We start from the raw sequence: 24,156 nt of genomic DNA, 5'->3' as shown, positions 1-24,156 counted from the left end.
TTAAACTCCTCTGGGTGATGAAAATAGCCACGGAATTATGTAACATTCAACTCATTAAAACCAGTCAATTCGCGGTTCATGGTCTGAACGAAGGTGAGTCACTAAGCACACTTGTCCATTCAAGTGTTAACTCGGTGAATAATCAACCAATTCAACACCATCAATTAGAAAGATCGCGCTAAATTCATGGAATCGTTATGACGAAGAGAAAAATTCTCATTACCAGTGCATTACCATACGCAAATGGCCCCACACACTTAGGCCACTTGCTGGAATATATTCAAACCGATATTTGGGCTCGCTTCCAAAAGCTACAAGGCCATGAAGCCTATTATGTATGTGCGGACGATGCGCACGGCACGCCAATCATGCTAAATGCACAGAAGCAAGGTATCACGCCTGAAGAAATGGTTAAGCAGGTGAGTATTGAGCGTCAGCGTGACTTTGCAGACTTCAATATCGAGTTTGATAACTATCACAGCACACACAGTGACGAAAACCGTGAACTAAGCGAGCTTATCTACACTCGTTTAGACGAAAAAGGCTATATCAAAAAGCGCACGATTTCACAGTTATTTGATCCAGAGAAAGGCATTTTCCTACCAGATCGTTTTGTTACTGGTACTTGCCCGACTTGTAAGTCTGAAGATCAAAATGGCGATAGCTGTGATGCCTGCGGTGCAACCTACAGCCCAACAGAGTTGATTGAGCCAAAATCAGTGATGTCTGGTGCGACACCCATCTTGAAAGATTCAGAGCATTACTTCTTTGACTTACCTGCATTCGAAGACATGCTAAAAACATGGCTACGCTCAGGTAGTCTGCAATCTGAAATGGCGAACAAGCTAGACGAATGGTTTGCAGACGGCTTGCAGCAGTGGGATATCAGCCGTGACGCCCCCTATTTTGGTTTTGAAATCCCAGGCGCGCCTGGCAAATATTTCTATGTTTGGTTGGATGCACCAATCGGTTACATGGCAAGCTTCAAAAACCTTTGCGAGAAACAAGGCCTAAACTTTGACGAGTTTTGGGGTGAAGGCTCTGATGCCGAGCTTTATCACTTTATCGGTAAAGACATCATCTACTTCCACAGCCTATTCTGGCCTGCAATGCTTGATGGTGCTAATTTCCGTAAACCAAATAACGTATTCGCTCACGGTTTTGTCACCGTGAATGGCGCTAAGATGTCTAAGTCAAAAGGCACTTTTGTAAAGGCTCGTACCTACCTTGAACACTTAGATCCTGAATATTTACGTTATTACTACGCAGCTAAACTAAACAGCGGCGTTACGGATTTAGACCTCAACCTAGAAGATTTTGCGGCACGCGTAAACTCAGACTTAGTGGGCAAAGTGGTAAACATCGCGAGTCGCTGCGCGGGCTTTATTACTAAGAAATTTGACGGCAAGCTAAGCGGCTCTGTTATGGACGAAGCGCTACTAACTAGCTTTGTTGCTGCAAAGGATTCAATCGCGACACATTTTGAAAACCGCGAATACAGCCGCGCAGTACGTGAGATCATGACCCTTGCTGACAAAGCAAACCAGTTTATTGATGCCGAAGCGCCTTGGGTGCTTGCAAAGAATGAAGAGACACTTGAGCGTGCACATCAAGTGTGCTCTATGGGTCTTAACCTATTCCGCGTACTACTGACTTATTTAAAGCCTATCCTTCCAGGTATGGCGAAAAATGTAGAAGCTTTCTTAAACACTGAGCTAAGTTGGGAAAGCGTTGACAACGCCCTTGTTGATCATGAAATCAATAAGTTTAAGGCACTTATGCAGCGTGTTGAACTTGATAAAGTGAATGCGATGATCGAGTCGTCTAAAGAAAGCCTTGAAAAGAAAGTAGGTGGTCAATCTGTAGCAGCAGATCCGAATAGCCCGCTTGCCAAGGAACCAATCGCTGCGGAAATCGAATTCGATGATTTTGCCAAAGTAGATCTGCGTGTCGCAAAAATTGCCAACGCAGAGCATGTTGAAGGTGCAGATAAACTTCTTAAACTTACGCTTGATTTAGGTGGTGAAACGCGCCAGGTGTTTGCTGGCATTAAGTCTGCTTATTCACCTGAAGATCTTATTGGCAAGTTAACAGTAATGGTTGCAAACCTAAAACCTCGCAAGATGCGTTTTGGTATGTCAGAAGGCATGGTCTTGGCTGCAGGCCCTGGTGGTAAAGAAATTTACATCTTGAACCCAGACGAAGGTTCACAGCCTGGCATGCGAGTGATGTAATCATCCTATTACTTGTATACAAATAAAGGCTTCGATTTAGAAGCCTTTAGTTTTGCTCAGATCAAACCTTCGCGCCAAATTTCATTATCGAAAATTAACCAAGCCGCGACCAGATACAAACAGCCGCCGTAAAACCGATTCAACCATTTATTATAATTTGGGTTATTCGACACTCGTGCCAACAAATCGCCAGCTTTAATCCACACCAAATGCACCAAAATGTTGAGTATCGCAAGCCATAACACCAGAATTAAATTGCCCAACGCGCCGAAGGTATCATTTGCTTGCTCACTAAAAAGCGTAAACATAATAAAGACTAATACCCATCCTTTGCTATTCAATATTTGCAGCAACGCCCCATCTATAAAGCCTAACTTTTTACTATCATTTGCTGAGATGTTCTTAGTCGCGGCAAAAAACTTCGTTGCCAGATATATCAGGTAAATTGCACCTATTAATTGCATAATATTCAAAGCCATGGGGTGAGACTCAACGACTTTGCCAAGACCATACCCCACCAGCAGCGACTTTAGAATATACACAACGTCAACTCCGGCCAAGAGTCCTAATGATCGCCTCACTCCGACATTGGCACCTGATGCAGCAAATACGATATTTGCAGGTCCTGGACTAAAAACTAACGGGAACATGGCACTAAACCAAATGATAAACAAACTCATGGTTGAAACTTCTCCTTATGTGAAAGCACACAAAGTACAGAAATCGCAAGGCATGTTCTTGTACAAAATTGAAATAAGCCAAAGGCCTAGATATCAGCACCTGTAATTAGACGGTGATACCCCATATGCCCGCTTAAAGTTGCGACTAAAATGGCTTTGATCATAAAAGCCACAGGTTAGCGCCGTGTCCACACACGTCATGCCCTTAGCAAGCAGCAGCTTGGCCTTTTGGATTTTAATTTGCAGGAGGAATTGGTGTGGAGTCAGGCCAAATGCAGAATTGAAACCTTTAATTAATTGAAACCGAGTGCTGTCCGTTAAACACTCTAACTCATCGAGTGAAATATTTTCTTGCCAGTTATCAAAAAGATAATCTCTTGCACGAAACACGCTGTGAGTATCAATAAAAGCAGTGTTTTCAGGGTTTGTCACTGAGCCATACTGAGTAAACACCTTTTCTAAAGTCATCAGCAACAATGACTCTTTTGTCAGTGTGAAACTGGCTTGCTCCATGGCTTGATGAAGCTGCAATAAACCTAAAAATAGACGATTATCATCAATGATGGTGCGATTAACAACGGGCGCTAAGTGCACACTCATATTATCAAAAAGTCGCTGTAGAAATGCGAGATCAAAATAAAACATTCGATAGCGCCAGCCACTTGGCACACCCGGGAATCCGGTGTGCACTTCAGAGGGGTTGATAGCAACAACATGATGTTTAGGCACAATCAACTTTTGCCCGCCATAGAGAATACCTTCCGCACCTTCTTCTATCACGCCAATAGCCAATTCATCATGCCAATGTTTGGCAAACTCAAACTTAGTATATTGCGCTGATAAAAGCTCGACACCCTCAACAGACTTGTCTTTCCAGATTTTAGACTTTTCCACGTGTAACTCTACTACATTGCTTTACCTTGTTTGGTCACCCTTGACTACTCTACTTCTCGCTCGCGATAACTTTTCCAGCCAATCCCAGCAGCAATACGCCCGAGACACCTTCAAGTGCACGAGAGTACCGCTTAGCATTAGGACGATTGAATAGCCAGCTTCCGGCTACCGCGTAGATCAAGTTACAAACTGTCGCCAAGGCACTAAACAACATGCCGAGCATTAAAATTTGCAGCGAGGTGGACTGTGCTGAAAGGTCAACAAATTGTGGTAAAAAAGATAGGAAAAACAGCGCCACTTTAGGGTTTAAAACACTCACTAATACCCCCTGCATAAAGACGTTGCCTGCTGCAACCTCGGTTTGCTTTACCTGCAGTTGGCTATCGCCACGCCACATTGATAATAACGACTGAACACCCAAATAAACTAGGTAAGCAGCGCCGAGCCATTTCACCACACTAAACGCGAAAGCTGAGCTCAAAATAATCGCTGATAATCCTAAACAAGCGGCAATAGTATGAACGAAATAACCGGTGCCTAAACCCAGCGCAGCCTTTAGCCCTGCTGACATTTTGCCTTTCATTGTGTTGGACACAATATAGATCACATCGGGACCAGGGATGAGGTTAATCGCGAGACACGCTACCGCAAACACGGCGAGAGATTGCAAGTCCATCAAAATTTTCCTTTTAAAACAACACTTCGCTGTAAGTTATCAGTACCTACATATTTACACAACTAATCTAATCGCTTTTTAAAGCGCATCGTCGCAATCATAAAGCCAATCACACTAAAGGCGACCAAACAGAGTAAATCAAAATACAAATCGCTAAAGTGCGCGCCGCGAAGCACTACAGCTCGGATCGACCTTACGTAATGTGTGGCAGGTAAGATCTCTGCAAGGTATTGCGCCGCTCTTGGCATCGCGGCAAATGGGAACATAAACCCAGATAGCAATATTGCAGGCAGTAACACAAAAACCGTCATTTGCATTGCCTGCAATTGGTTTTTGGCTTTAGTGGAGATAAGCAGCCCTAAGGTAAGGCTCGCGGTGATAAACAACAACGTCACGATAAGTAGACTTGGCATATCAAAATTGAGCGGTACATCAAATAGCCAATGTCCTAAAAATAGTATTATCGCCATTTGAATAAAGCCAACAAGAATGTAAGGTAGAATTTTACCTAACATTAGTTCGGTTGGCCGAACCGGTGTGGTGATAAGAAATTCCATATTACCCTGCTCACGCTCTCTAACCAGCGCTGATGAGGTAAATAGGATCATCGTCATCGTTAATATAATAGCAATCAAACCGGGAATAATATTAACCGACGAACGTTTCTCTGGATTAAAGTAATTTTGCAGCGCAAAAGCTGGATCTGGCAGTGCAGGCATAAGTAACCTTTTGATGCTAATAGGCAACTTACTGAGCCCTGCCACGGCACCACTTAATAACGGATCGGAACCATCAATCAACCACTGCGCAACGCTATGTTGCGCTGTACTATTACCCACTTTATAGCCACTTAGTTGATAATCACGATTGAGCTGCCGACGCACAAAATCAGCAGGAATAACCAACACGGTATTCACCTTTCCTCTGGTAATGGCCTGCTCAGCCGCCGCAATTGAATCGTAATAGCCGATAAAGTCAACCACTTGAGTGTTGGCTGCGGTTTGGATCAACTGTCTGGATTGATAAGTCTGACTAAAATCAACAATACCTGCGGAAACATGTCTGACATCAGTATTAATTGCATAACCAAATAGCAACAGCTGCGCCAATGGCAACATCACAATCATCGCAAAGGTAATACGGTCACGTGCCAGCTGCATAAACTCTTTACTGACGATGGCATTTAACCTACGCAAGCTCAGCATAGCCCCTCCCTGTACTCGTTACAAACACATCCTCGAGGTTAGCGCGAGTGAAATCCACTTCGTAACCACCTCCAGATTCAGCTCGCAATAATGCCAGAGGTTGTGATTCTTTTTTGTTTATCAACACCCTTAGGCGAGCACCTATTTGGGAGACGGAAATCACACTCGGTAATGAAGCTAAACGTGTTTTTAATGCCGCAACGTCGTCACCCACAACTTCGCACACCGAAACCTTTAACTGTTCCATCAGTGCGATGGGACTATCATCCGCACGCTTTACACCTTGCTCTAAGATAGCAAGCCGGTGACAACGCTCTGCCTCGTCCATATAATGGGTAGACACTAAAATGGTCGTGCCCTGCGCACTTAAACTAAATAACTGCTCCCAAAATGCACGACGATTTTCCGGGTCAACCGCTGACGTCGGCTCATCTAAAAAGAGCAACTCTGGTTTATGAATAACAGCGGCGGCAAGCGCTAGGCGTTGTTTTTGTCCACCACTCAATGCACCGGACTGCACCGATTTTTTATCTTCTAATTGGTATTCCTGTAGCAGCTCAGCCACTCTACGCTTAACATCATTGCGTGATAAACCATAAATTTTCGCCACAAACTCGAGATTCTCCAGCACGCTTAGCGACTCGTATAGGGAGAATTTTTGCGTCATGTAGCCTAATCGATTACGTAAGCTTTCACCATGTGCCTGCACATCCTTTCCCATAATACTGACATGACCTGTGGTTGGCGTTAACAGTCCAGTCAACATCCGGATTGTGGTTGATTTTCCGCAGCCATTTGGCCCCAGAAAACCGTAAATTTCGCCTTGCTTTACGGTAAGGTCTAAGTCTGAAACCGCCCAATAGTCGTTAAACTGCTTACCCAACCCTTCACTTTGGATCACGATTTCCTTGGTCATTCTTGCAGCTCCACCCATACCGGCGTGCCTGACGGGACAGTCACTTTATCAGTGAGCAGCACTTCCACCACATACATTAAACGTGCTCTTTCCTCTTGTGAAAGTGCAAAATAAGGTGTGAAGCTCGCGCTTTGGCTAATGTAGTTGACGGTGCCTTGTAGACTTGTATCACTGCCATCGAAATGCACATTTAGCACACTTCCCAAAGAGACTTTAGCAAGCTGGGTTTGCGGCAGATAAAGCCGTGCGAATGTTTTGTCGTCAGCAGCCAGCAAAATAATCGGTGCGCCTTTAATGGGACGCTCACCAACAAGCCAAGGTAAATCTTCGACAATGCCGGAAGTCGGTGCTTTAAGGGTAAGATCAGCGAGCTGTTTGTTGGCGATAATTAACTGTGTTTGTGCTTCTGTAATTGCGATTTTTGCTTGTTCGATTGTCTCCTCTCTCGTGCCATTTTCAAGCTCTTTCAAACGCGCTTGGGCCTCTTGCAAAATACCAAGTGTCGACTCGACATTGGCTGAGGCGGCATCGACCCTATCTTGAGAGGTCAACTTGTCTTTGATTAACTGCCTCTGCCGAACAAGTTGCCGTTGAGCTTCTTCCCAAGCGGCCTGTGCTGCATGCACCCTTGCTTTGGCTTGTTTAACTTGCTCAACTCGGGTGCCTGAGAGTAACAATCTATATTGCGCTTGCAAGCGCGCGATTTGTTGTTCAATAGCATTAACCTGTTGTTGCTGCACCACGTCATCGATCTTCGCCAGTGGCTGTCCTTTTACTACTTTATCGCCGCGCTCGACCAGCAACTCAACTAATAACTCTCCGGTTGGGCTGCTGATCTGCACCTGCGGTCGTTCGATAATGCCGAAGATTTTACGCTCGGGTTTAGAGCAACCAACCAAAAGCGTCAATAACACAAAACTAATGATGTAAAACGGTGTTTTCATAATGTTTTCCGTTCAATATGCTGGGATAGAAACACGTTAAAAATAGCTTGCTGATGTTTGCCAAGGGAGCGCCACTGCTCAGTATCCGAGTTTTCGATACCAAGTAGCGGCTGCATCACAGGTGGCACCAAAAAAGGAAATGCCGACAAGCCAAGACAGGTTAAAAGTAACCATTCAGCTCGAATGGGCTCTGCAGGCGAAAGCGTTTGAAAGGTCGAATTTAAAGTACTGACACCGTTCTCTACATGCTCAAAGAAAATCTTTTTTATGATTTCATGCTCTTTAGAGTGCGTATCATGTAGTGCCATAAAAATGATCTTAGGTAGCGTTGGGTATTGGCTCATCACCTGAAAGTAGCGCTCTATAAACTGAGTTAAAATGAGCGGTGAGAGTTCGCGTAACTGTGATTTTTTAATCCCTTCAAGCAAGCTCAGTAGAGGTGCTGCAACTTCGCGAAATACCGCTTCAAACAGCCCCGCTTTATCGCCGAAGTAGTACTTAATCAAAGCAATGTTGACCTCTGCAAGATCCGCAATTGCTCTAGTCGTGACTCGATTATATCCGCGGTTAATAAACAAACATTTACCAGCGGTGATGAGCTTTTCTCTCGGGGTAACAGCGGCTTCCGTTAGCTTATTTGTCATGTTTCAACTCCATTAATCACTTGATTAATATACTAGGATAAATGTGCAAGCTTCACGACAGCTTTCGTTAATCAAAAAAGAGGAAATGATTAATCACTAATCTACATCAAGCTTTCATTGGTTATCTGGCCTTTTCGTGGACAGGCACACAAATTGAGTAAGTTATGACGTGATTACATGGCCGTTATCGTGGACAGTCACTTAATAGTTGATATTCAAACAGCAAAGCCAACAAAGCAAAAAGCCGAATTTCATCGGCTTTTAAAATGCTAAAAATTGCTTCACTTAGCCAGAGAGTTTTGGGGATAACTCTGCTCTCGCGCCCTGTTATCACGCTGGTACCTACATCCTTTAGGCAAGGCGCATTTACGCACCAATAGCTGGTTATTGGACGTGAATCCAACGCAGCTAGCGCTATAGCTAGCTGCTAGAAAGGCATTAATTATCTGAAGTTCAGGTTAACTTAGTGCAGTTTCATTTTTGGCCGCACCACTCTTAGCACCTTTTCGCTTATCCATAGTGCAAAGGTTTTTGCGATACCATGAATTGCGCGCTGATGCATTCTATACAATGAGATGTACATGAATCGCGCTATCTTGCCTTCAATAAAAAAGCTATTGCTGGTTAGGTTTCCCATTAAACTACCAACGGTGCTATAACGAGATAAATTCACTAAAGAGCCGTGGTCACTATAGGTAAACTCTTGTAAAGGTAGATTTTTTAGTGTCGCGATTAGATTTTTCTCTACACATTGCGCCATTTGATGGGCCGACTGAGCACGCGGCGGCACTTGAGTGCCATCTGCTTGGGTAAACGCGCAGCAATCACCAATGACATAAATATGCTCATCTACACTGCTTTGTAAGTATTGATTTACCTTAATTTGATTATTGCGAGTAAGCTCGAACAGCCCAATCTCTTTAATAAAGTCAGGTGCTTTTACCCCCGCAGCCCACACCTTGATGTCTGCCTTTAGCTGTTCATCTTCTTTAGTAATAAAGCTGTCTTCAGTTGCCTGCTTTACCTGGGTGCCTTCTCGCACCGTGACACCGAGCTTCACAAGCTCCCGTTTAGCTGAATTAGCAATACGCTCTGGTAATGCAGGTAATATTCGAGGACCAGCTTCTATTAAATCAATACGAAGGCGTTTGGCTGTCATTTTACTCAGCCCGTACATTTTCAACATGTCTGATACATGATACAGCTCAGCAGAAAGCTCAACGCCAGTAGCGCCACCACCAACAATGCCAATGGTTAACGAGTGCTTCGGGTCATCGTCTTGGTGTAAGCGTGTAAAGTTATCGAGGAGTGCATGCTGAAATCGCTCAGCTTGCTGATTTGAATCGAGAAAGAAGCAATGATCCTTGACCCCCGGCGTATTAAAATCATTGCTAATACTACCAATGGCAAGCACTAAATAGTCATAGCTGACTTGTCGCTTTGGGAGAATACGATGACCGAGTTCGTCTTTTAGCTCGCTCAGCGTGATGGTGTTATTGGTTGAATCTACGTGGCTAAAACTGCCGAGTTGAAACTGATAATAATGCTTTGCTGCATGAGCAGAATAAACCACTCCATCTAAGTCTGCGTCAATAGACCCTGTCGCGACTTCATGAAGCAGCGGTTTCCAAATATGACTGCGATTTTTATCAATTAATAAGATTTCTGCTTGGCGTTTTTTCCCGAGTTTATGTCCTAACTGTGTTGCCAACTCTAAGCCACCAGCACCACCACCGACTATCACGATTTTAGGAAGTTGCGTATTCATCATGTTGCCCTTAAAAGTATAATACTTAAGTACTCTAGGGTCTTAGAAAAGCACTTAGGTATTTCAAATCCATCATGAAATACCTTGTCTGGCAACGCCTACTATTGTGCGCCTTTTTAGTTCATTTGTCAGCGGATAACGTCAAAATTATTCAACAGTTTTCCCAAGTCCAAGGACGCTCAGAGCCAACAAATGCGGTTCGTATAACGGCTAAGGTCACCCCCCAGCCGGTCAATTTTACATTCAGTTCTAGATAATTGTTGTACTAACCTTTAAGGTTGAATGCACTTTCTAATATAGAGACTAGACTGAATGTAAGCATACTCTGAGCCGAGAATAGTACCTCTGCATTCCACAGGGTTATGTGTCTTTTTGTATTAGCTATTTAAAGGAGATAAACATGGCATTTCCAACTGCAGTAAATAGTCAAGTTACCGATTCAGTGTCTCAAACAAACGCTAAAGTGCTTGGAGACTCACCTGCATTAGCAACAAGTAAGCTCATGCTTGCCGTGAGCCAAGCATTGTCAAACGCTGCATATAACGCTATCAATGCGCAACAAAATAACAATGTCACTGCTCAAGCGGCTTTGACACAGGGAGTGAATACCCTAATGAATGTGGATACCGCAGCATCAATGGTTGTTATGAAAATTTATAGATAGTAAGACCCCCTCCCCCTATTCCCCGAGTCAATGTAAGGTAAAACTATGGGCAGTGCAGGAAAGCTTCCTCATAACCTCTAAGGCAGCCTAGCAAGCAAGAGTGAGGCTAAAAAAGAATTCCAACCAGCTTCTCATAGCGTCTACGCAGAACTTAGAACAAGTTCTGCGTAGACGCTAAATTATTGCTTTTCTACTCGGCCATCTTTCATCACAAAGATGACGTTTTCCATCACACTAATGTCTTTTAGTGGGTTGCCTTTAACCGCGATTATATCAGCAAGTTTCCCCGCCTCAAGTGAGCCTAATTGTGTGTTTTGCTTGAGTAACATCGCCGAGTTAATAGTGGCAGCCTGTATGGCTTGTAGCTCAGTCATGCCAAATTTCACCATGCGGCTAAACTGCTTACCATTGTCACCGTGAGGATAAACACCAGCGTCAGAGCCAAACACCATATTCACGCCTGCTTTTACCGCTTTTGTAAAACTAGCACGCTGAGTTGCACCCACCTTACGTTCTTTATCCAAGCTTTCAGGCAAAATACCTGCCTTTTCGCCCTCGCCAAGGATATATTCCGTATTGTAGATGTCCATAGAAAAGTACGTGCCTTTGTCTTTGGCTAGCTGAATGGCTTCATCATCAACAAAACTTACATGCTCTACTGAATTCACACCTGCTTTAATTGCAGACTTGATACCATCCGTACCGTGCGCGTGGGCAGCAACCGTTAAACCGCGTAAGTGTGCTTCGGTCACAATCGCCGTCATTTCCTCTTGGGAATATTGCTGAGCACCCACTTTAGTGCCTTTAGATAGTACGCCACCCGTTGCACAGAACTTGATTAAGTTAGCGCCATATTTAATATTTTCACGTACCTTTTGCCTTACTGCCCAAGGTCCATCAGCCACCCCTTCTGAAAATACTTTATGCTCATGGGTTAGGAGGTTGTTGTCACAATGGCCGCCAGTGATCCCAAGTGAAGGACCTGCTGCGTTTACACGTGGGCCTGATACGTCACCATCAATAATGGCATCGCGCAGCGCGATGTCAGCATAGCCAGCAGCACCAAGGTTACGAACTGACGTAAAGCCCGCATCTAGTGTGCGCTTGGCGTTTCTAACACCAGTAATTGCCGCACGAGGTGCAGTGCGTTGCAACCTTTTGTAGCCATGAACATGTGCGTCTGAAGTTAAGTGGACATGCATATCAAATAGACCGGGTAATAATGTGTGGCCACTTAGGTCTATCACCTCAGCACCTTTTGGATAGGCTTTACGATTTGATTTTCCGACTGAGATAATCTTATTGTCTTCAACGACCACAGTTGCAGGTGAGATAAGCTTGCCTGACACCACATCAATCGCAGAGTCAGCATTTAAAACATACGTTTGCGCGTACACACTGCTTGAAACAAAGAGTGCCGTGCTCATCCATATTTTTTTATTCATGTTACTTCCTCATTTTTTGCTTGAGTGTAGAAAGAATATGGCTTGCAAACAAACCGATCGCGACCAATAACTGTTCCTATTTCAAAAAAACTATGTTTTTCTGTCTATTATCACTTTGTTAAACCAGAATAATGCAATGGCGGTTATAGCTGCGATAGCGGCAAATAGCCCCCACATTAACTCTGGTGCCGACATGTCTTGCACCAACACTTTATAGCTCCAACCAGATAAAAATCCAGCAAATAAGAAGCCCAGCGCCATAGAAACAAAGTAGTACCCCATATACAACGCAGCTTGAGATTGGGGCGCGATACTCGCGACATACTCTTGGCTTTTAGGAGAGGCAAGCATTTCACCAAGCGCGATAAGCAATATAACAGTGACAATGAGCTGACCGCTTAACCAGTCGCTATCGCTAAGTAATGCGATAAACGCAGCCGCCATCACCAGTAAGCCTGTAACTAACACATAAAATGGTCTAAATCGCTGACAGAGAAAGCTCACCAAAATTTGTGCGACTACGATCGCTGCAAAGTCTAAATTAATGAGATACTCAGGGTTGATTTGACGATATTGTACGAGTTGTTCAGCAAGGGCTTGCGCTTGGTGCTGTGAAAGTGCCTGTCCATTATCGTGAAGCGCATTTAGCGTTTGTAGTATCAACTGTATTTGCTCATGCGGGACATTCACTTTGAGATGAACCCATTCAAGCCTAATGGTTTCAATGGATACTGCGCCGCTTTCCTTAAGCTCGTTGAACAGCGCAAAAATGGCAGCAGTTAACTTATCAATATCAACATGTGCTAAAAACGCGACGCCAGAATCGCCAAACCACGCCAATATATCTCGGGTATCTGCATAATCACGGATATACACAGGTAAAGTATAAAAAAGCTGATTATAAACAGTCCAAAAGCCTGCAAGGATCAGCAAATATAACGCAAACGGCAGGTTACTCACCTTCATCGGTTGTTGCCACCATGCTTTAGTCGGTGCTCGATTTATGAGCACCCTGTCCCACACCCAGTTAGCTACTAACCATATTGCAATCCAAGTAAACGCCTGACTGTAGTTAGAAAACCCAACTCCTGCTGACATCAATAGCGCCAGTGCGACAAACAGCGTAAGTGCTAAACGTGTATTACCCAGCACCGACTGCGCGGTTTTTAATACTTGAGTAAAAGATTGCTTGGTTTTAGGTAATGTTTGCGGATCTTTGTAAAATAACATCAAGGGAATAAAGTTTATGGCAATCCAAATCGCCGACATCATAAATACCGCATCCCAGCTTATGGCGCGCATATATCCCGCAACCAATGGGCCTAAAAACCCACCAATATTCACCATGGTATAAAAGATCCCAAATCCAAGGCCACGATTACCATCGTTTGTACTGTGGCTTACGGTGCCAACGACCACAGGTTTAAAGCAAGCGGCACCCAGGGCAACAAAGCTCAGCGCAGCAAAAAACGGCCAAAAACTCTGTGCCTGTCCCAATAAATAATAGCTTGGCGTCATGATCAAAAATGCAAAAAAGAACATCTTTTTATACCCAACGCGATCTCCTAGCGCACCAGTTACAACAGGCAAAAGATATAAAAAGAAGGGAATAATCCCCTGTACCGCGCCACGCTCTATATCAGTAAAGCCAATACCACCTTGCGACTTCGGTGTTGTCATGTAAATTGATGACACGGCGAAGAAGCCATACCAAGCGAGCCGCTCAAATATTTCCATGATATTCGCAATGTAAAAAGTTCGACCAAACCCAGACGGCGACGTTGACCGATTTGCCTCATTGAGATCTGGTTCACACCACTGCTGCTGATTTTGCATAATGACAATACCTGTTATCTTTGTTATTTTATATTGCATACAATATACACAAATAATAACGAGAGAAAAGTATCATGTCTTTATTTTATCTATTCCATACCTTTTATTGGCGAATACCCTCTATCCAAAAGCCCCGGCTAGTATTTGCTCCTCTAATTGCAATACTTGCTTTACTCAGCGGATGTAAAACTACGAGAAGCGATATTGCCGCTATTCCAAGCCCCGCTGATATGCGCTCTGAAATAAGCGTTAATGGTCGAGTCAGCACGTTGAGACACATTGATATCCAACATGTTGGTAAACAAATTCCGCTGACTTATAGCGATGGAAAAATAGCCAACTCGCGGGACTATGACTGGTGGGTGAGTAAACATTTTGCGCTAAAAAGTGATTTTCCTGAGGACAAAGTAAAACTCTATTTAGAATTACTAGAAATGTCTTACCCTCACTATGTTGAATTGTTTGGTATGGCGCCTGCAGCGATTGATAAAAAGAGAATTGCTGTCGTCTATGGCAGTTCACGCCAACGTACAAAAGAAGCCATGCTGGACGACGGTTTTTTGCGAGGCGTACATAAAACGGCTGGTGGCGAAACCATGTTTTATAACCGCGCAGGGTACAACTTTCCGAGTCATCGCCAGCATCACCAGCGCTACATCGTGATCCATGAAACCATGCATGCGTTTCATATGGCACTGAACGGTCACTCAACTTGGGCACCCAATTGGATCACTGAGGGGATGGCAGATGCCATTGCAAGCCACGTATATGATCCAAATAAAAAGCAGTTAACTGTGATGGTTTTCGACCGTGCTCCAATGAATTATCTGCACTTAGGTTTACAGCAGTATCACCAAAATGGACAGCCATCTTTCGAAGCAATCAATGATGATCCATCACTCAAACGCGGGCTCAACTTTTTTATCGTACATTTTTTATTGAGCGACCCTGAGCGATATCAATATTTTAAACGCTTTATCGGCAAATTAATGGACGCAAACCCTCACTCTGAAAACACCTTGCCAACTGCAAATGCTCTCTTAAAACGGACCTTCCCCAATTGGCCCCAGCTTGAACAGCAGTTTGCAGCGTTTGTGCGCTCTGCCACGCCAAGTTTTTATATTGTTGATGGGCCTTGGGAGCAAAACGGTGCCACATATTGGCTCAGAAATACCGAAAGCAAAACACTTAATCGTCTCGACATTCATCCAAACTTCTCTTCTACACATGCCGTGATGGATTTTCCTACACCAGATAAAACACCTCTAATCAACTCACTTGATGAGAATAGTGTTGCAGCACTAATCGACTTCGAGCCGGAGCAGATCAGACGTGGGGAAATTGGCTTTGCGTTAATCGCTGATTTAACAAACCAAAGCTTAGATGCGCGTCTTGGACGCTCTGAAGTTGAAGAAGTTGATTTTAGTAAAGACAACTTACTGCAATTTACCCTTCAAGAAGGAGTAAAGTTAACGGTCTCAAGCAATCAAGCATTGTTTTCCGCAAAATCTATCGCATTGCTGCCGCAATTACGCATGGATATCAAGCAATATCATCAACTTGCGCTCACGTTTTCAAAGCAGGACGATGCGCTAGTTATTAAAATGAAAACACAACATCATGAGCAACTGGCTAGGTTACAATTGAGCCAAATCGACATTTCAGCGCTTAGCTTGCAAAAAATCAGTCTTCTTGGCCGAAATAATAATCATAGAATAGCGCCCTACTTTGCCGCCCATGATTACTTGATCACGAATGAACAAACCACTAATCCCTGGCACTTTAAAGATGCATCGCTACTGCGCAGAGCCTTTAATACCTGTGTGGAATATAGCGCTCAGTTAAGTGACTGTATGACCCCACTTCGCGAAATATTTAGCAAACAGAAATCAAGGACAGTCACTCAAACTGAGAATAAAACCCTCAAGCGCTTGATGCAGCAATGGCAATCAACCCTTGGCGACGATGCGCTCTTTACGCTAAGTGGTATCAACATCCAGAACTACTTTTCTGATGGATTGCACTATCTTTACGTCAACAATCCCAGTATCCATGATATTGCGCTAACTTACGGTAACTACAAAAAAATTCTAGCTTCAGGTGAACACCGTGTTCTATTGCCAAAACATACCTTTCAGAACTTAGTGATTAGTTGGCACGGATTAACACAACAAAAGCCTCTTCGAACGCCAGAGAAACCTTTTGATGGGGTAAAAATGGAAGTAACTATTCGAGACAATATAACCATTACGCTAACCGGTCCCTATTCAGGTGCATCGAGTGGTATATTACGCGTCGATTTTACCCCATTTCAATCATTTCAAAATGAAGATTCACTTTGGCGGCAGCCTGTTACTTTCTTACCTTATCAAACACAAGTAATTGAAGTAGATAAGTTACAAGGATTGAAAAATGGATTACTTGAGATCACGAGTGAGTTTGACGTTGATGGTGAACCGATTAGGCTGGTTAAAATAATCAATTTGTAGAAACAATTAATTGGAAGTCTGAAAAGCCAAATAAAGTAAGACCGATGGTTTTGTGCAAATAAGATTGAGTGTTTCATACAACGTGCACGACTAACTGCTCCCTCAACCTGAGCGAGCAGTTAAACACTTACAACCGGATTAAATTGGCCGTCTACGTAAGTTCATATTACGTAAAAAGTCGTTGGCTTTGCGAAATATTACTTCGTCGCCTTAAATTGCGATGCTCACAATAAGCCTCTATCGAATCTGCGCTACCAATCGCACCGTGAAAAGTTTGCTCAAGCTGGGTAGTAAGTTTAAACCAATTACGTGCTTCTAGACCTAATTGCTCCAAAATAGGTTCTTGACGCGGATCGATAAGCCCGGGTTTATCAGCACGAATGCATCTTCCTGTAGAATCAACTAAGTCTAGATATGAACGTAATTCAAAGGGTATACCTTTGTGCATATGTTTTTTGGTATTTCCTAAAAACCGCGCTAGATACTTTGGCTGTTTGCATCTTTTTGCAAACTCACACCTAAGTTTTATACTAGTGTGTTCTGAATCTTCGGGGTTACTAGCTAATTTTGCACGAATGGGGTTTAAGTCTACGTAAGCCATACATGCCAACAAGGCTGAAGCATCAAGCAAGGCCTGAGATTTAAATCTCCCTTCCCAAAAGTGTCCGGTACATTCATCCTCTTGATTAGCACGTCGAGCGATGTGCTCATTGAGCCCTCTCATAAACCAGCTAATACTCGCTAAGCGGCTTCTATATTCATTTATTTCTTTGCTCAACACACCTTTTTGCCCCTCATTTAAGCATTTACCTTGGAGGAACTGATGAGCGTGCGAAGATATCTTATAAAGCTTGCTCCAGCGTAGCAAAATAGCTTTATCATTGAGCTTTTGTGCTTTTTTATCATCGATATACAACACCACATGGGTGTGATTAGGCATTACCGCGTAAGCGCAAACATCCAAGCAAAATATTTTGGATAGAAAAAGCAATCGCATTTCAACCCAGGCTCGTCGATGCTCATAAGATTTGCCAGTCAGCATGTCTTCACCGCACAAAAAGGCGCGGCGGACGCAACGTGACACACAATGATAATAATGTGTATTTGACAAGTTGATTTGATACTTCCTTGCTAATCCCATTGTTCACTCCTTGAACATGCAAATGCTAATTGAAGAAATTAAAGCTTAGACACATGCCTTAAATTTGTAAACATCAACATAAATGTGCCTGTCCTTTGTCACACACCATTATTTACCTCCTATTCCGAAAAGTGGACTAAACCTGCAACTTTCAGAGCTGTGCTCAACACCACGATTTACCGCTAAGGTTTTGGAAGAAAATAAATATCTCGGCTCAGGTCATCGTTAAATTGTTGCCGTCTTACCTTAACGCCACCTAGCTTTTCAACCAAAGCTCGAGCAGCGCCATTATCATCATTCATGTAAGTCTCGACAGTTTCCCAATTAAATACATTGTAAGCATGTTTTAATACAGCGAGCAAAGCTTCCGTTGCAACTCCTTGGCCTCTCGCCTCGGGTAGCACCCACCATGTTAATTCTTTTGGCCATTCTTTGCCTTGCCAAAAACCACATGTACCAACATAGCTATCATTCGACTTTAGTTGAATTACCCACACACCAAAACCAAGTAAATACCAAGAGCCTACATCAGCTTTAAGCCTAGCCCAAGTTTGCTCTATGCCTATTGGACCACCATACATTTTCGAAGCAGATCCGTCTGTATAAAATTTTTTATAGGTTTCAAAAGCGTCTTTATTGGGTGCGACCAATCTTAATCGATTCGTTTCAATCGTTGGGATCATATCTGCTATTCCTTTATTTTACGGTTTAATGTTGGTGTACAAGCAAAACAAAATAACACTGTATATAAAAACAGATATCTAGAATCAAACGACGAAAGATTATGCAATTATCTAAAACGACATAGATTAAGCTTAAGTCCCTGTCCCTTAAAACTTATAACTAGATAAACACCAATTTCGCATCCTGCAATGACTACGGTATCTAAATAAAGTAAATGGCAAGCTGTTAGCGTTAGGTCTTAGTCGTTGTCCTAACACTAACAGCTATAAAGATATGATTAATCAGGCTTTAGTTAATTAAAGTGGATGTCCTTTAAAGTGCGCTTTACAAATGGCGCTTTAGCTTTTCCATACTCATCTTGGGAGGCTATACCTTGCGCTATTACTAATTGCTTCTGAGTTTCATACTCCGCACGCGCGTCAGGATTACTGAGCATATAAGCTTTAAACTTTTCTTGCTTGATATGTTCTTCACTCCCTTTTTCAATAGCATGAGCATGCACTTGAAACAACTCACCTTGATACATCACCGCGATGTCTTTTCTAGGACGAGTATCAGGAAATGGATTATCGCTGTGCTGATCTTTAAAGCCTAAATTTTTAAGATGTTCAACTGCTTGCGTTAATTGCCCGGGTTTGTATAACACAGAGATATCGACGATCCCTTTGCCAGCAACCTTAAAAGAGCTAGAACCAAAGTGTAGAAATTCAAGTTCAGGGTGTGCTAATGCCACCATCACTTCTTCTGCCACTTCAACAAATATTTCACGCCATGGATTAAAGCTAGCTGGGACTAATTGGTAAGGGACGAATTCAATTTTTGACATGCCTGTCCTTTTAAATTTTTATATAAAATAGTTAGAACCAATAAACTGGGTAATGCCGCTTGGGGTTGCGCGACATATTGTTCACAGACAGCGCGACCAATAACATCAGCAGAGCCCCCATCAACACAGGATAAAATGCATACATATATCCCAAGTTATGAACAGACTCACCACCAATAATGGCGATTAGCGCGGTCGCTCCACCGGGTGGATGCAAGGTTCGAGTAAAGTGCATTACAACAATTGAGAGCGATACCGCAAGCGGTGCTGCAAACAGACTCTCTTCTCCAAGCAAAATAAAAATGCTGACACCGAGTAAAGCTGAAAAGAAATGCCCGCCCAGTAAATTTCTCGGTTGAGAGAACTCTGCCATAGGAGCGCCATAGAGTAAAACAGCAGTTGCACCAAAAGAGCCTATGAGCAATGCGCTGCCAACACCATATGGTAAAGCGAGGTTAGAAATCACCGTAATCAACAAGATCCCCACCATTGCACCAACCCATGACCAAAGGATTTTCTTAAGCGGTTTTCTCGGAGGACACACACCTTTGGAGGCCATTCTTTTAAAGTAAACTTTCATGCTACCTAATAACCTTCGAGATTTATCAATGTCATTTTGCCAACGTTTGTATCGCGAGTACCGCCCGCTTAGCATCATTTACAGGTACGAAAATATGATCATGATAGAAGCCCGCAATTACATTCGCGCTAATATCAACATCTTTTAGCGCATTGGAAAATGCAGCCGTTAATCCCACGGCTTCTAGGCTCGAATGCACTTGCAAGGTAATTTTATTCATCACACAGCTGTAATCCAATCCATGCTCGTCTGCCATTTGCTTGGTGACTACCAGCGTTAACCCCTCGCGCTCCATAAAGGTCGCAATTGGATTGAAAATCACGCACTCAGCGAGGCTTTTTTGCGCTGTACAAAATACAAAAGGTGTTTCATCAAGCGTCGGGGAAATGTCTTTTAATAATTGAGATAAATCGCTAATACCCGTCACAAGTTACCTCCCGATGTTGTTGATAAATCGCGGCTAGGTTCAAATGCATCATAACGAGGAAGCGGCACGTCCAAGTCCTCCCAATTGGCTTTTGAAGAGACAAAGTTATGTGATATCGGCCGCTCTTTGATATCCGAGTCCAAAATGCCAAGTCTTAACCTCACCCGCTTTGGCTCACTTTCGTTCGAACTAAAAATTGGACTTGCACAATATTTGCAAAAATGGCGCTTTCTTCCAGGTTTAAACTCGAAGATGTTTAGTGCCTCTTCGCCACATAGAATCACAAAATCACTCCACAGCACAAAGCCATTAGTTGCATAAGCTGTGCCTGTAGACTTACGACACAAGGAGCAATGACAGTGAATGATATCACTGATTGGTCCACGGATCTCAACTTGAACCGCTTTACACAAACAACTCGCCTTGTAAGCCATACCTACCCCTTTGTGTTTCTGGTGATCCAAGTATCCAATTGATTGGCGAAATTTTGCTTATCAGCTTGAGACAAAGGTGGTGGCCCTTGAGTTTGTACGCCGCTGGCACGCATCGTGTCCATAAAGTCACGAATATTTAAGCGAGATTTTATGTTTTCTTTTGTCAGCAATTCACCGCGCGTATTAAGTGCGGTGCACTTTTTCTCAATAACTTCGTCTGCGAGTGGAATATCGCCGGTAATAACCAAATCACCTTCATTAACGCGCTTCACGATTTCGTTATCCGCAATATCAAATCCCTTTGGGACTTGAAGCTTTTGAATAAAAGGAGACGGAGGCGTTTTTAGATATTGATTTGCAACCAATGTAACCGTGGTAGAAGTACGCACTGCAGCGCGAAACAGCATTTCTTTTATCACCACGGGACAGGCATCGGCATCTACCCATATTTGTTTTGCCATAACAACTCTTTTAAATTTAAATTGGCTAGAGAATACTAAATTTGGGGATTAGGTTCACGCCTAAAATGAAACTCATATTCTATGAAGTGAATCTTATTCGTCCTCAATTTCGAATATTCCTTTTGCGTAAAGTACACCAAACCCAGATACGATGACATTCGTATCAGTCACTTCACAAAATAGCTCACCGCCACGTTTTGAAGCCTGATGTGCATGAAGTTTTTGTTTGTTTAGCGCCTTTGCCCAATATGGCGCTAACCCGGCATGAATTGAGCCGGTAACCGGATCTTCATCGCCCCCATTTGCAGGCCAAAAGTAGCGCGACACAAAATCAACGTCATCGCCTTTTGCTGTCACCACAACATCAAAAGGCGCAAGGGTTTTCAGTTTATCGCTGTCGTACTCACAGCTGCGTACTTGCTGCTCAGTCTCAACAATCACAAAGTACGCTTGGCGATTTTTAAGTACCCGCGTCGGTGTTACGTTCAGCCCTTCCAGCAATGCGTCGGGGGCTTTAGTTAACTCAGGGGCTAAGTTCGGAAATTCCATCACAATGCGACCATCAGCCACTTGTTTAACAGTGAGTGTCCCGACTTCTTGGGTTTGAAATTTTATCTCACCTGATTTTCCCTTGTGATTAAAAAGCACATACGCCGCGGCGAGCGTGGCATGACCACAAAAGTCAATTTCAGTAATTGGAGAAAACCACCGGATCTCATAATGATTGTTATCAATTGGCTTCAAAAAGGCGGTTTCGGAAAGGTTATTTTCGATGGCTATCTGCTGCATTAGGGCGTCGCTAAGCCAGTTTTCAACCTCAACGATTGCAGCGTTGTTACCACCAAAACGTTTACGCGTAAATGCGTCAACCACAAAATACTCAACTTGCATCTTTTACTCCTTTCAGAAACACCTAAAAACACAGTATAATTTACTGTAATTAGAAGCGAATACAACTTAAATAAACGTGTATAGAGGTTAATCTGTATGACCATGATGCACGTAGTTAAAATGAGTAGAACCAAGTCGAGGCTTATATGTTTACAGATGCTACTTTATCAATCTTATGCTTATATTCATTAGCAATGTTTGTCACCAGCCTGCTAATGATAGCGACAGCCCCTAAAACTGATGATGAGAAACGCAAACAAACCATCACCGAGTACACTATGTTTGCACTTGCATCTGTTGCAGTATTTTTTGTCTCGTTTTACACGCTGTAACTGCCAGTTGGGTCATCTCGATTGATTGCCCAAGAGCATGCCCTTTAAGGCCTATTTCCCACTTTCAACCATTGCTTTTATCTTTAACGCCTTTTCGAAGTGGTCTAGTTCGTGAGTTTGTATCCACCAAGTTGCCGCTTCCATAAGTAGTGCAGAGTCTGTGTTTTTATTGGCAAAAAAAGCGTAAAATGATACGCCAACGTTATCCCCTTTTTGTGCGATTTTTTTATCACATACTTCTATTATCTTGCTTCTTAGTGCTGAGCGCATTTTTCGTTAAATCCATACATCATGTCTGCGATAAGTGTACCACCAACATCATCAGTATTCACCACTCCACGCGGCTTTCCCCCCTTAGGGTTGATTATCATTTCATCGGTGCACAAGATTAATCTTCTTCACAAGCTTCCCTCTCCCTTAGGTCTAGTTCGGTGAAACTATTCCTAAACGTAAAGGCATAAGCCGAATCTCCAAAACGACGCAGGTAATCGAGTCTTTCTTTGGCCTCATCTAGCGTCGGAATATGGCCCTCTTCAACCCACCATAACACGTAGGTTTCCTGTTCAGCGCGGTGAAACCATTCCTTTTTACGCGCCAAAAATTCCTTATGCGCGGTTTTAAACATAAAATCTTTGAGCGCTTGCTCCGACTGCCATACAGACATATTCACGATAATATTTGGATCATCAAACGCCTTAATCTCTGTTGCATTACCGGTTTCATCTTTTAAGCGCCAAATAAAGCCAGGGCTTTGCTCTGCGAGTAAATTAATGCGGTCTAGACTTTCGACAAAGTATTGAATTTCTGGCGCATCCATTTGGTATTTAGCGGTGGCTATATTGAGTTGTGCTAATTGCATCGACGGCTTTTCCTTGTGGTGAGTTGCTACATTCTCCCAAACTTCACAATCATACTACTGTTTACTCGCCGCCAAGTTAAGACAAAATTTAACCAAATAGAGATTTTTTCACCTTCTACATTTCGGGGAATGGATGCATATTAATGTATTGCACTATACGAGGTGCGTTTGCTGTATTCGCGCTACCACCATGAGGTAAAAACTGGTGCCAAATCACCATATCTCCGGCATTGGCTGCAATTGCTTTGGAACCCAGTTGATGTAAGTATTCTGTGTTTGGAACACATGGATCCCATTGAGCTGTTACAAGCCATGACTCTAGCTTTGTATGAAATCCTGGCACAACCGTTGTTGCACCCTGTTTTTCTTCAGTGTCTGATAGATACAAAATCCCTTGCGTGCCAAACTTGAGTTGCTTAGAGAAATCTAAATCCCAATGTAGATCAGGACCTTGAAAACTAGATTGCGCAGTTTCAGGCGGGTTGAACCCACACTGATCGGCTGAAACTATCAGTTGTTCGCTTTGCCATAACTGGCTAAAGGCCTTATGAATTCTCATTGAATTCCGATTGTCTTCCAGTGCTTTATGTTGTACTAAATGCACCATACTGCGACTCATTTTTTCTTGGTTAACCTTATACCAAGTCTTTGGGTCTGCTAACTCAATCTCCAAATAGTCTTGGATGGCATTTCTCGCATTGGCACAGCCTTCAGCACTCACTGCATTCTTAACGATGACATAGCCGTTGTCCTGCCAGCATTTCAGGTCGTCCTCAGTGAGTACATCCGGCATATTCTGAACAGCAGCTATTTTTTCTTGATAACTGTCGGGGCAAGGTAAGTGGCAGGTGACATGTTTTAACAATGCTATTTTTTCACCACTCGGCTGAGCAATTGTTACAATTGCATCAATAAAGCTATCGTAATCATGAGCATATTGAAACTGTAATTGATGTGCTTGAGATAAACTTAGGCCCAGTATGTCAAAAGTCGCTTTATATAATTCGAAACTAACTGGCTCTACCTGCTGCTGTTTATTTGTAAAAGTGCCGTTGGCCTGAAGCCAGATTTTTTTGAGTGTGGATAAATGATAAAGCGCTAGAGCAACGTTTACATCGCACATTAT

25 protein-coding genes are annotated in these 24,156 nt (G+C 43.1%); 4 read left to right on the top strand and 21 right to left on the bottom strand.

Annotated elements, in window-relative coordinates:
* Positions 1 to 197 precede the first annotated feature (197 nt).
* Positions 198 to 2,234 (top strand): methionine--tRNA ligase, encoded by a 2,037-nt coding sequence (gene metG, locus EXT47_RS07435; protein ID WP_045988215.1) that lies wholly within the window; start codon positions 198 to 200, stop codon positions 2,232 to 2,234.
* Between the two features lie 56 nt (positions 2,235 to 2,290).
* Here the strand turns inward: metG and EXT47_RS07430 are convergent, their stop codons facing one another.
* The 8 genes from EXT47_RS07430 to EXT47_RS07395 form a co-directional block, all read right to left on the bottom strand.
* Entirely contained in the window at positions 2,291 to 2,914 is a 624-nt protein-coding gene (locus EXT47_RS07430) for a LysE family translocator (RefSeq protein ID WP_130126211.1), read from the bottom strand.
* Between the two features lie 93 nt (positions 2,915 to 3,007).
* Positions 3,008 to 3,808, bottom strand: coding sequence for an AraC family transcriptional regulator (locus tag EXT47_RS07425; RefSeq protein ID WP_045988217.1), 801 nt, complete (start codon positions 3,806 to 3,808; stop codon positions 3,008 to 3,010).
* A 49-nt stretch (positions 3,809 to 3,857) separates the two neighbouring features.
* On the bottom strand, positions 3,858 to 4,484 hold the full coding sequence (locus EXT47_RS07420) for a LysE family translocator (protein WP_039495672.1): 627 nt from the start codon (positions 4,482 to 4,484) through the stop codon (positions 3,858 to 3,860).
* A gap of 62 nt (positions 4,485 to 4,546) precedes the next feature.
* The gene (locus tag EXT47_RS07415; RefSeq protein ID WP_039495670.1) at positions 4,547 to 5,689 is read right to left on the bottom strand and encodes an ABC transporter permease; all 1,143 of its coding nucleotides are present in this window, start codon (positions 5,687 to 5,689) and stop codon (positions 4,547 to 4,549) included.
* Positions 5,673 to 6,605, bottom strand: coding sequence for an ABC transporter ATP-binding protein (locus tag EXT47_RS07410; protein WP_039495669.1), 933 nt, complete (start codon positions 6,603 to 6,605; stop codon positions 5,673 to 5,675). Before EXT47_RS07410 ends, EXT47_RS07415 begins: the two co-directional genes overlap by 17 nt.
* The gene (locus EXT47_RS07405) at positions 6,602 to 7,549 is read right to left on the bottom strand and encodes an HlyD family secretion protein (RefSeq protein ID WP_039495668.1); all 948 of its coding nucleotides are present in this window, start codon (positions 7,547 to 7,549) and stop codon (positions 6,602 to 6,604) included. The genes EXT47_RS07410 and EXT47_RS07405 overlap by 4 nt, the downstream gene beginning before the upstream one ends.
* Positions 7,546 to 8,193: a TetR/AcrR family transcriptional regulator gene (locus EXT47_RS07400; protein WP_039495667.1), complete on the bottom strand. Its 648-nt coding sequence runs from the start codon at positions 8,191 to 8,193 to the stop codon at positions 7,546 to 7,548. Before EXT47_RS07400 ends, EXT47_RS07405 begins: the two co-directional genes overlap by 4 nt.
* A 463-nt stretch (positions 8,194 to 8,656) precedes the next feature.
* A complete protein-coding gene (locus EXT47_RS07395) occupies positions 8,657 to 9,961 on the bottom strand; it encodes an NAD(P)/FAD-dependent oxidoreductase (RefSeq protein ID WP_039495665.1) in 1,305 nt (434 codons plus the stop codon).
* A 400-nt stretch (positions 9,962 to 10,361) separates the two neighbouring features.
* Here EXT47_RS07395 and EXT47_RS07390 point away from each other — a divergent pair, with 400 nt between their 5' ends.
* The gene (locus EXT47_RS07390; protein ID WP_039495664.1) at positions 10,362 to 10,625 is read left to right on the top strand and encodes a RebB family R body protein; all 264 of its coding nucleotides are present in this window, start codon (positions 10,362 to 10,364) and stop codon (positions 10,623 to 10,625) included.
* A 179-nt stretch (positions 10,626 to 10,804) separates the two neighbouring features.
* Here the strand turns inward: EXT47_RS07390 and EXT47_RS07385 are convergent, their stop codons facing one another.
* Together EXT47_RS07385 and EXT47_RS07380 are read right to left on the bottom strand one after the other, a co-directional pair.
* Complete coding sequence (locus EXT47_RS07385; RefSeq protein WP_039495662.1) at positions 10,805 to 12,070, bottom strand: amidohydrolase family protein; 1,266 nt, start codon at positions 12,068 to 12,070, stop codon at positions 10,805 to 10,807.
* Between the two features lie 90 nt (positions 12,071 to 12,160).
* On the bottom strand, positions 12,161 to 13,906 hold the full coding sequence (locus EXT47_RS07380) for an MFS transporter (protein ID WP_130126404.1): 1,746 nt from the start codon (positions 13,904 to 13,906) through the stop codon (positions 12,161 to 12,163).
* Between the two features lie 74 nt (positions 13,907 to 13,980).
* Between EXT47_RS07380 and EXT47_RS07375 the strand changes: the two genes are divergently transcribed.
* Complete coding sequence (locus EXT47_RS07375; RefSeq protein WP_130126210.1) at positions 13,981 to 16,395, top strand: hypothetical protein; 2,415 nt, start codon at positions 13,981 to 13,983, stop codon at positions 16,393 to 16,395.
* Between the two features lie 166 nt (positions 16,396 to 16,561).
* Here the strand turns inward: EXT47_RS07375 and EXT47_RS07370 are convergent, their stop codons facing one another.
* The 8 genes from EXT47_RS07370 to EXT47_RS07335 all read right to left on the bottom strand — a co-directional run bounded on the left by EXT47_RS07370 (position 16,562) and on the right by EXT47_RS07335 (position 21,839).
* A complete protein-coding gene (locus EXT47_RS07370; RefSeq protein WP_039495658.1) occupies positions 16,562 to 17,536 on the bottom strand; it encodes a transposase in 975 nt (324 codons plus the stop codon).
* A gap of 182 nt (positions 17,537 to 17,718) precedes the next feature.
* A complete protein-coding gene (locus EXT47_RS07365) occupies positions 17,719 to 18,219 on the bottom strand; it encodes a GNAT family N-acetyltransferase (protein ID WP_130126209.1) in 501 nt (166 codons plus the stop codon).
* Between the two features lie 293 nt (positions 18,220 to 18,512).
* The gene (locus EXT47_RS07360) at positions 18,513 to 19,046 is read right to left on the bottom strand and encodes a GrpB family protein (protein ID WP_039495655.1); all 534 of its coding nucleotides are present in this window, start codon (positions 19,044 to 19,046) and stop codon (positions 18,513 to 18,515) included.
* A gap of 31 nt (positions 19,047 to 19,077) precedes the next feature.
* The gene (locus EXT47_RS07355; protein WP_039495654.1) at positions 19,078 to 19,626 is read right to left on the bottom strand and encodes an HPP family protein; all 549 of its coding nucleotides are present in this window, start codon (positions 19,624 to 19,626) and stop codon (positions 19,078 to 19,080) included.
* Positions 19,627 to 19,657: 31 nt separating this feature from the next.
* Positions 19,658 to 20,053 carry an ACT domain-containing protein gene (locus EXT47_RS07350; RefSeq protein ID WP_010604570.1) on the bottom strand — a complete coding sequence of 132 codons (396 nt, stop codon included), beginning with the start codon at positions 20,051 to 20,053 and terminating at the stop codon, positions 19,658 to 19,660.
* Entirely contained in the window at positions 20,050 to 20,487 is a 438-nt protein-coding gene (locus tag EXT47_RS07345; RefSeq protein ID WP_039495652.1) for a GFA family protein, read from the bottom strand. The genes EXT47_RS07350 and EXT47_RS07345 overlap by 4 nt, the downstream gene beginning before the upstream one ends.
* Before the next feature lie 2 nt (positions 20,488 to 20,489).
* Positions 20,490 to 20,948, bottom strand: a complete 459-nt coding sequence (locus EXT47_RS07340) for a YaiI/YqxD family protein (RefSeq protein ID WP_010371749.1) — start codon at positions 20,946 to 20,948, stop codon at positions 20,490 to 20,492.
* 93 nt (positions 20,949 to 21,041) lie between these two features.
* Complete coding sequence (locus EXT47_RS07335) at positions 21,042 to 21,839, bottom strand: PhzF family phenazine biosynthesis protein (protein ID WP_039495651.1); 798 nt, start codon at positions 21,837 to 21,839, stop codon at positions 21,042 to 21,044.
* A 146-nt stretch (positions 21,840 to 21,985) separates the two neighbouring features.
* On the opposite strand from EXT47_RS07335, the gene EXT47_RS07330 reads away from it, so the two are divergent.
* Positions 21,986 to 22,171: a hypothetical protein gene (locus EXT47_RS07330; protein WP_010604566.1), complete on the top strand. Its 186-nt coding sequence runs from the start codon at positions 21,986 to 21,988 to the stop codon at positions 22,169 to 22,171.
* A gap of 51 nt (positions 22,172 to 22,222) precedes the next feature.
* Here the strand turns inward: EXT47_RS07330 and EXT47_RS07325 are convergent, their stop codons facing one another.
* From EXT47_RS07325 to EXT47_RS07315, 3 genes are all read right to left on the bottom strand, one after another.
* Positions 22,223 to 22,441, bottom strand: coding sequence for a DUF6500 family protein (locus EXT47_RS07325; protein WP_130126208.1), 219 nt, complete (start codon positions 22,439 to 22,441; stop codon positions 22,223 to 22,225).
* Between the two features lie 118 nt (positions 22,442 to 22,559).
* Positions 22,560 to 23,030, bottom strand: a complete 471-nt coding sequence (locus EXT47_RS07320; RefSeq protein WP_010371763.1) for a DUF3291 domain-containing protein — start codon at positions 23,028 to 23,030, stop codon at positions 22,560 to 22,562.
* Positions 23,031 to 23,145: 115 nt separating this feature from the next.
* Entirely contained in the window at positions 23,146 to 24,153 is a 1,008-nt protein-coding gene (locus EXT47_RS07315; protein WP_130126207.1) for a phytanoyl-CoA dioxygenase family protein, read from the bottom strand.
* Positions 24,154 to 24,156 lie beyond the last annotated feature (3 nt).

The organism is Pseudoalteromonas sp. CO342X (assembly GCF_004208915.1).
GTDB lineage: Bacteria > Pseudomonadota > Gammaproteobacteria > Enterobacterales > Alteromonadaceae > Pseudoalteromonas > Pseudoalteromonas maricaloris.
This window is presented reverse-complemented; position numbering and strand designations above follow the sequence as displayed.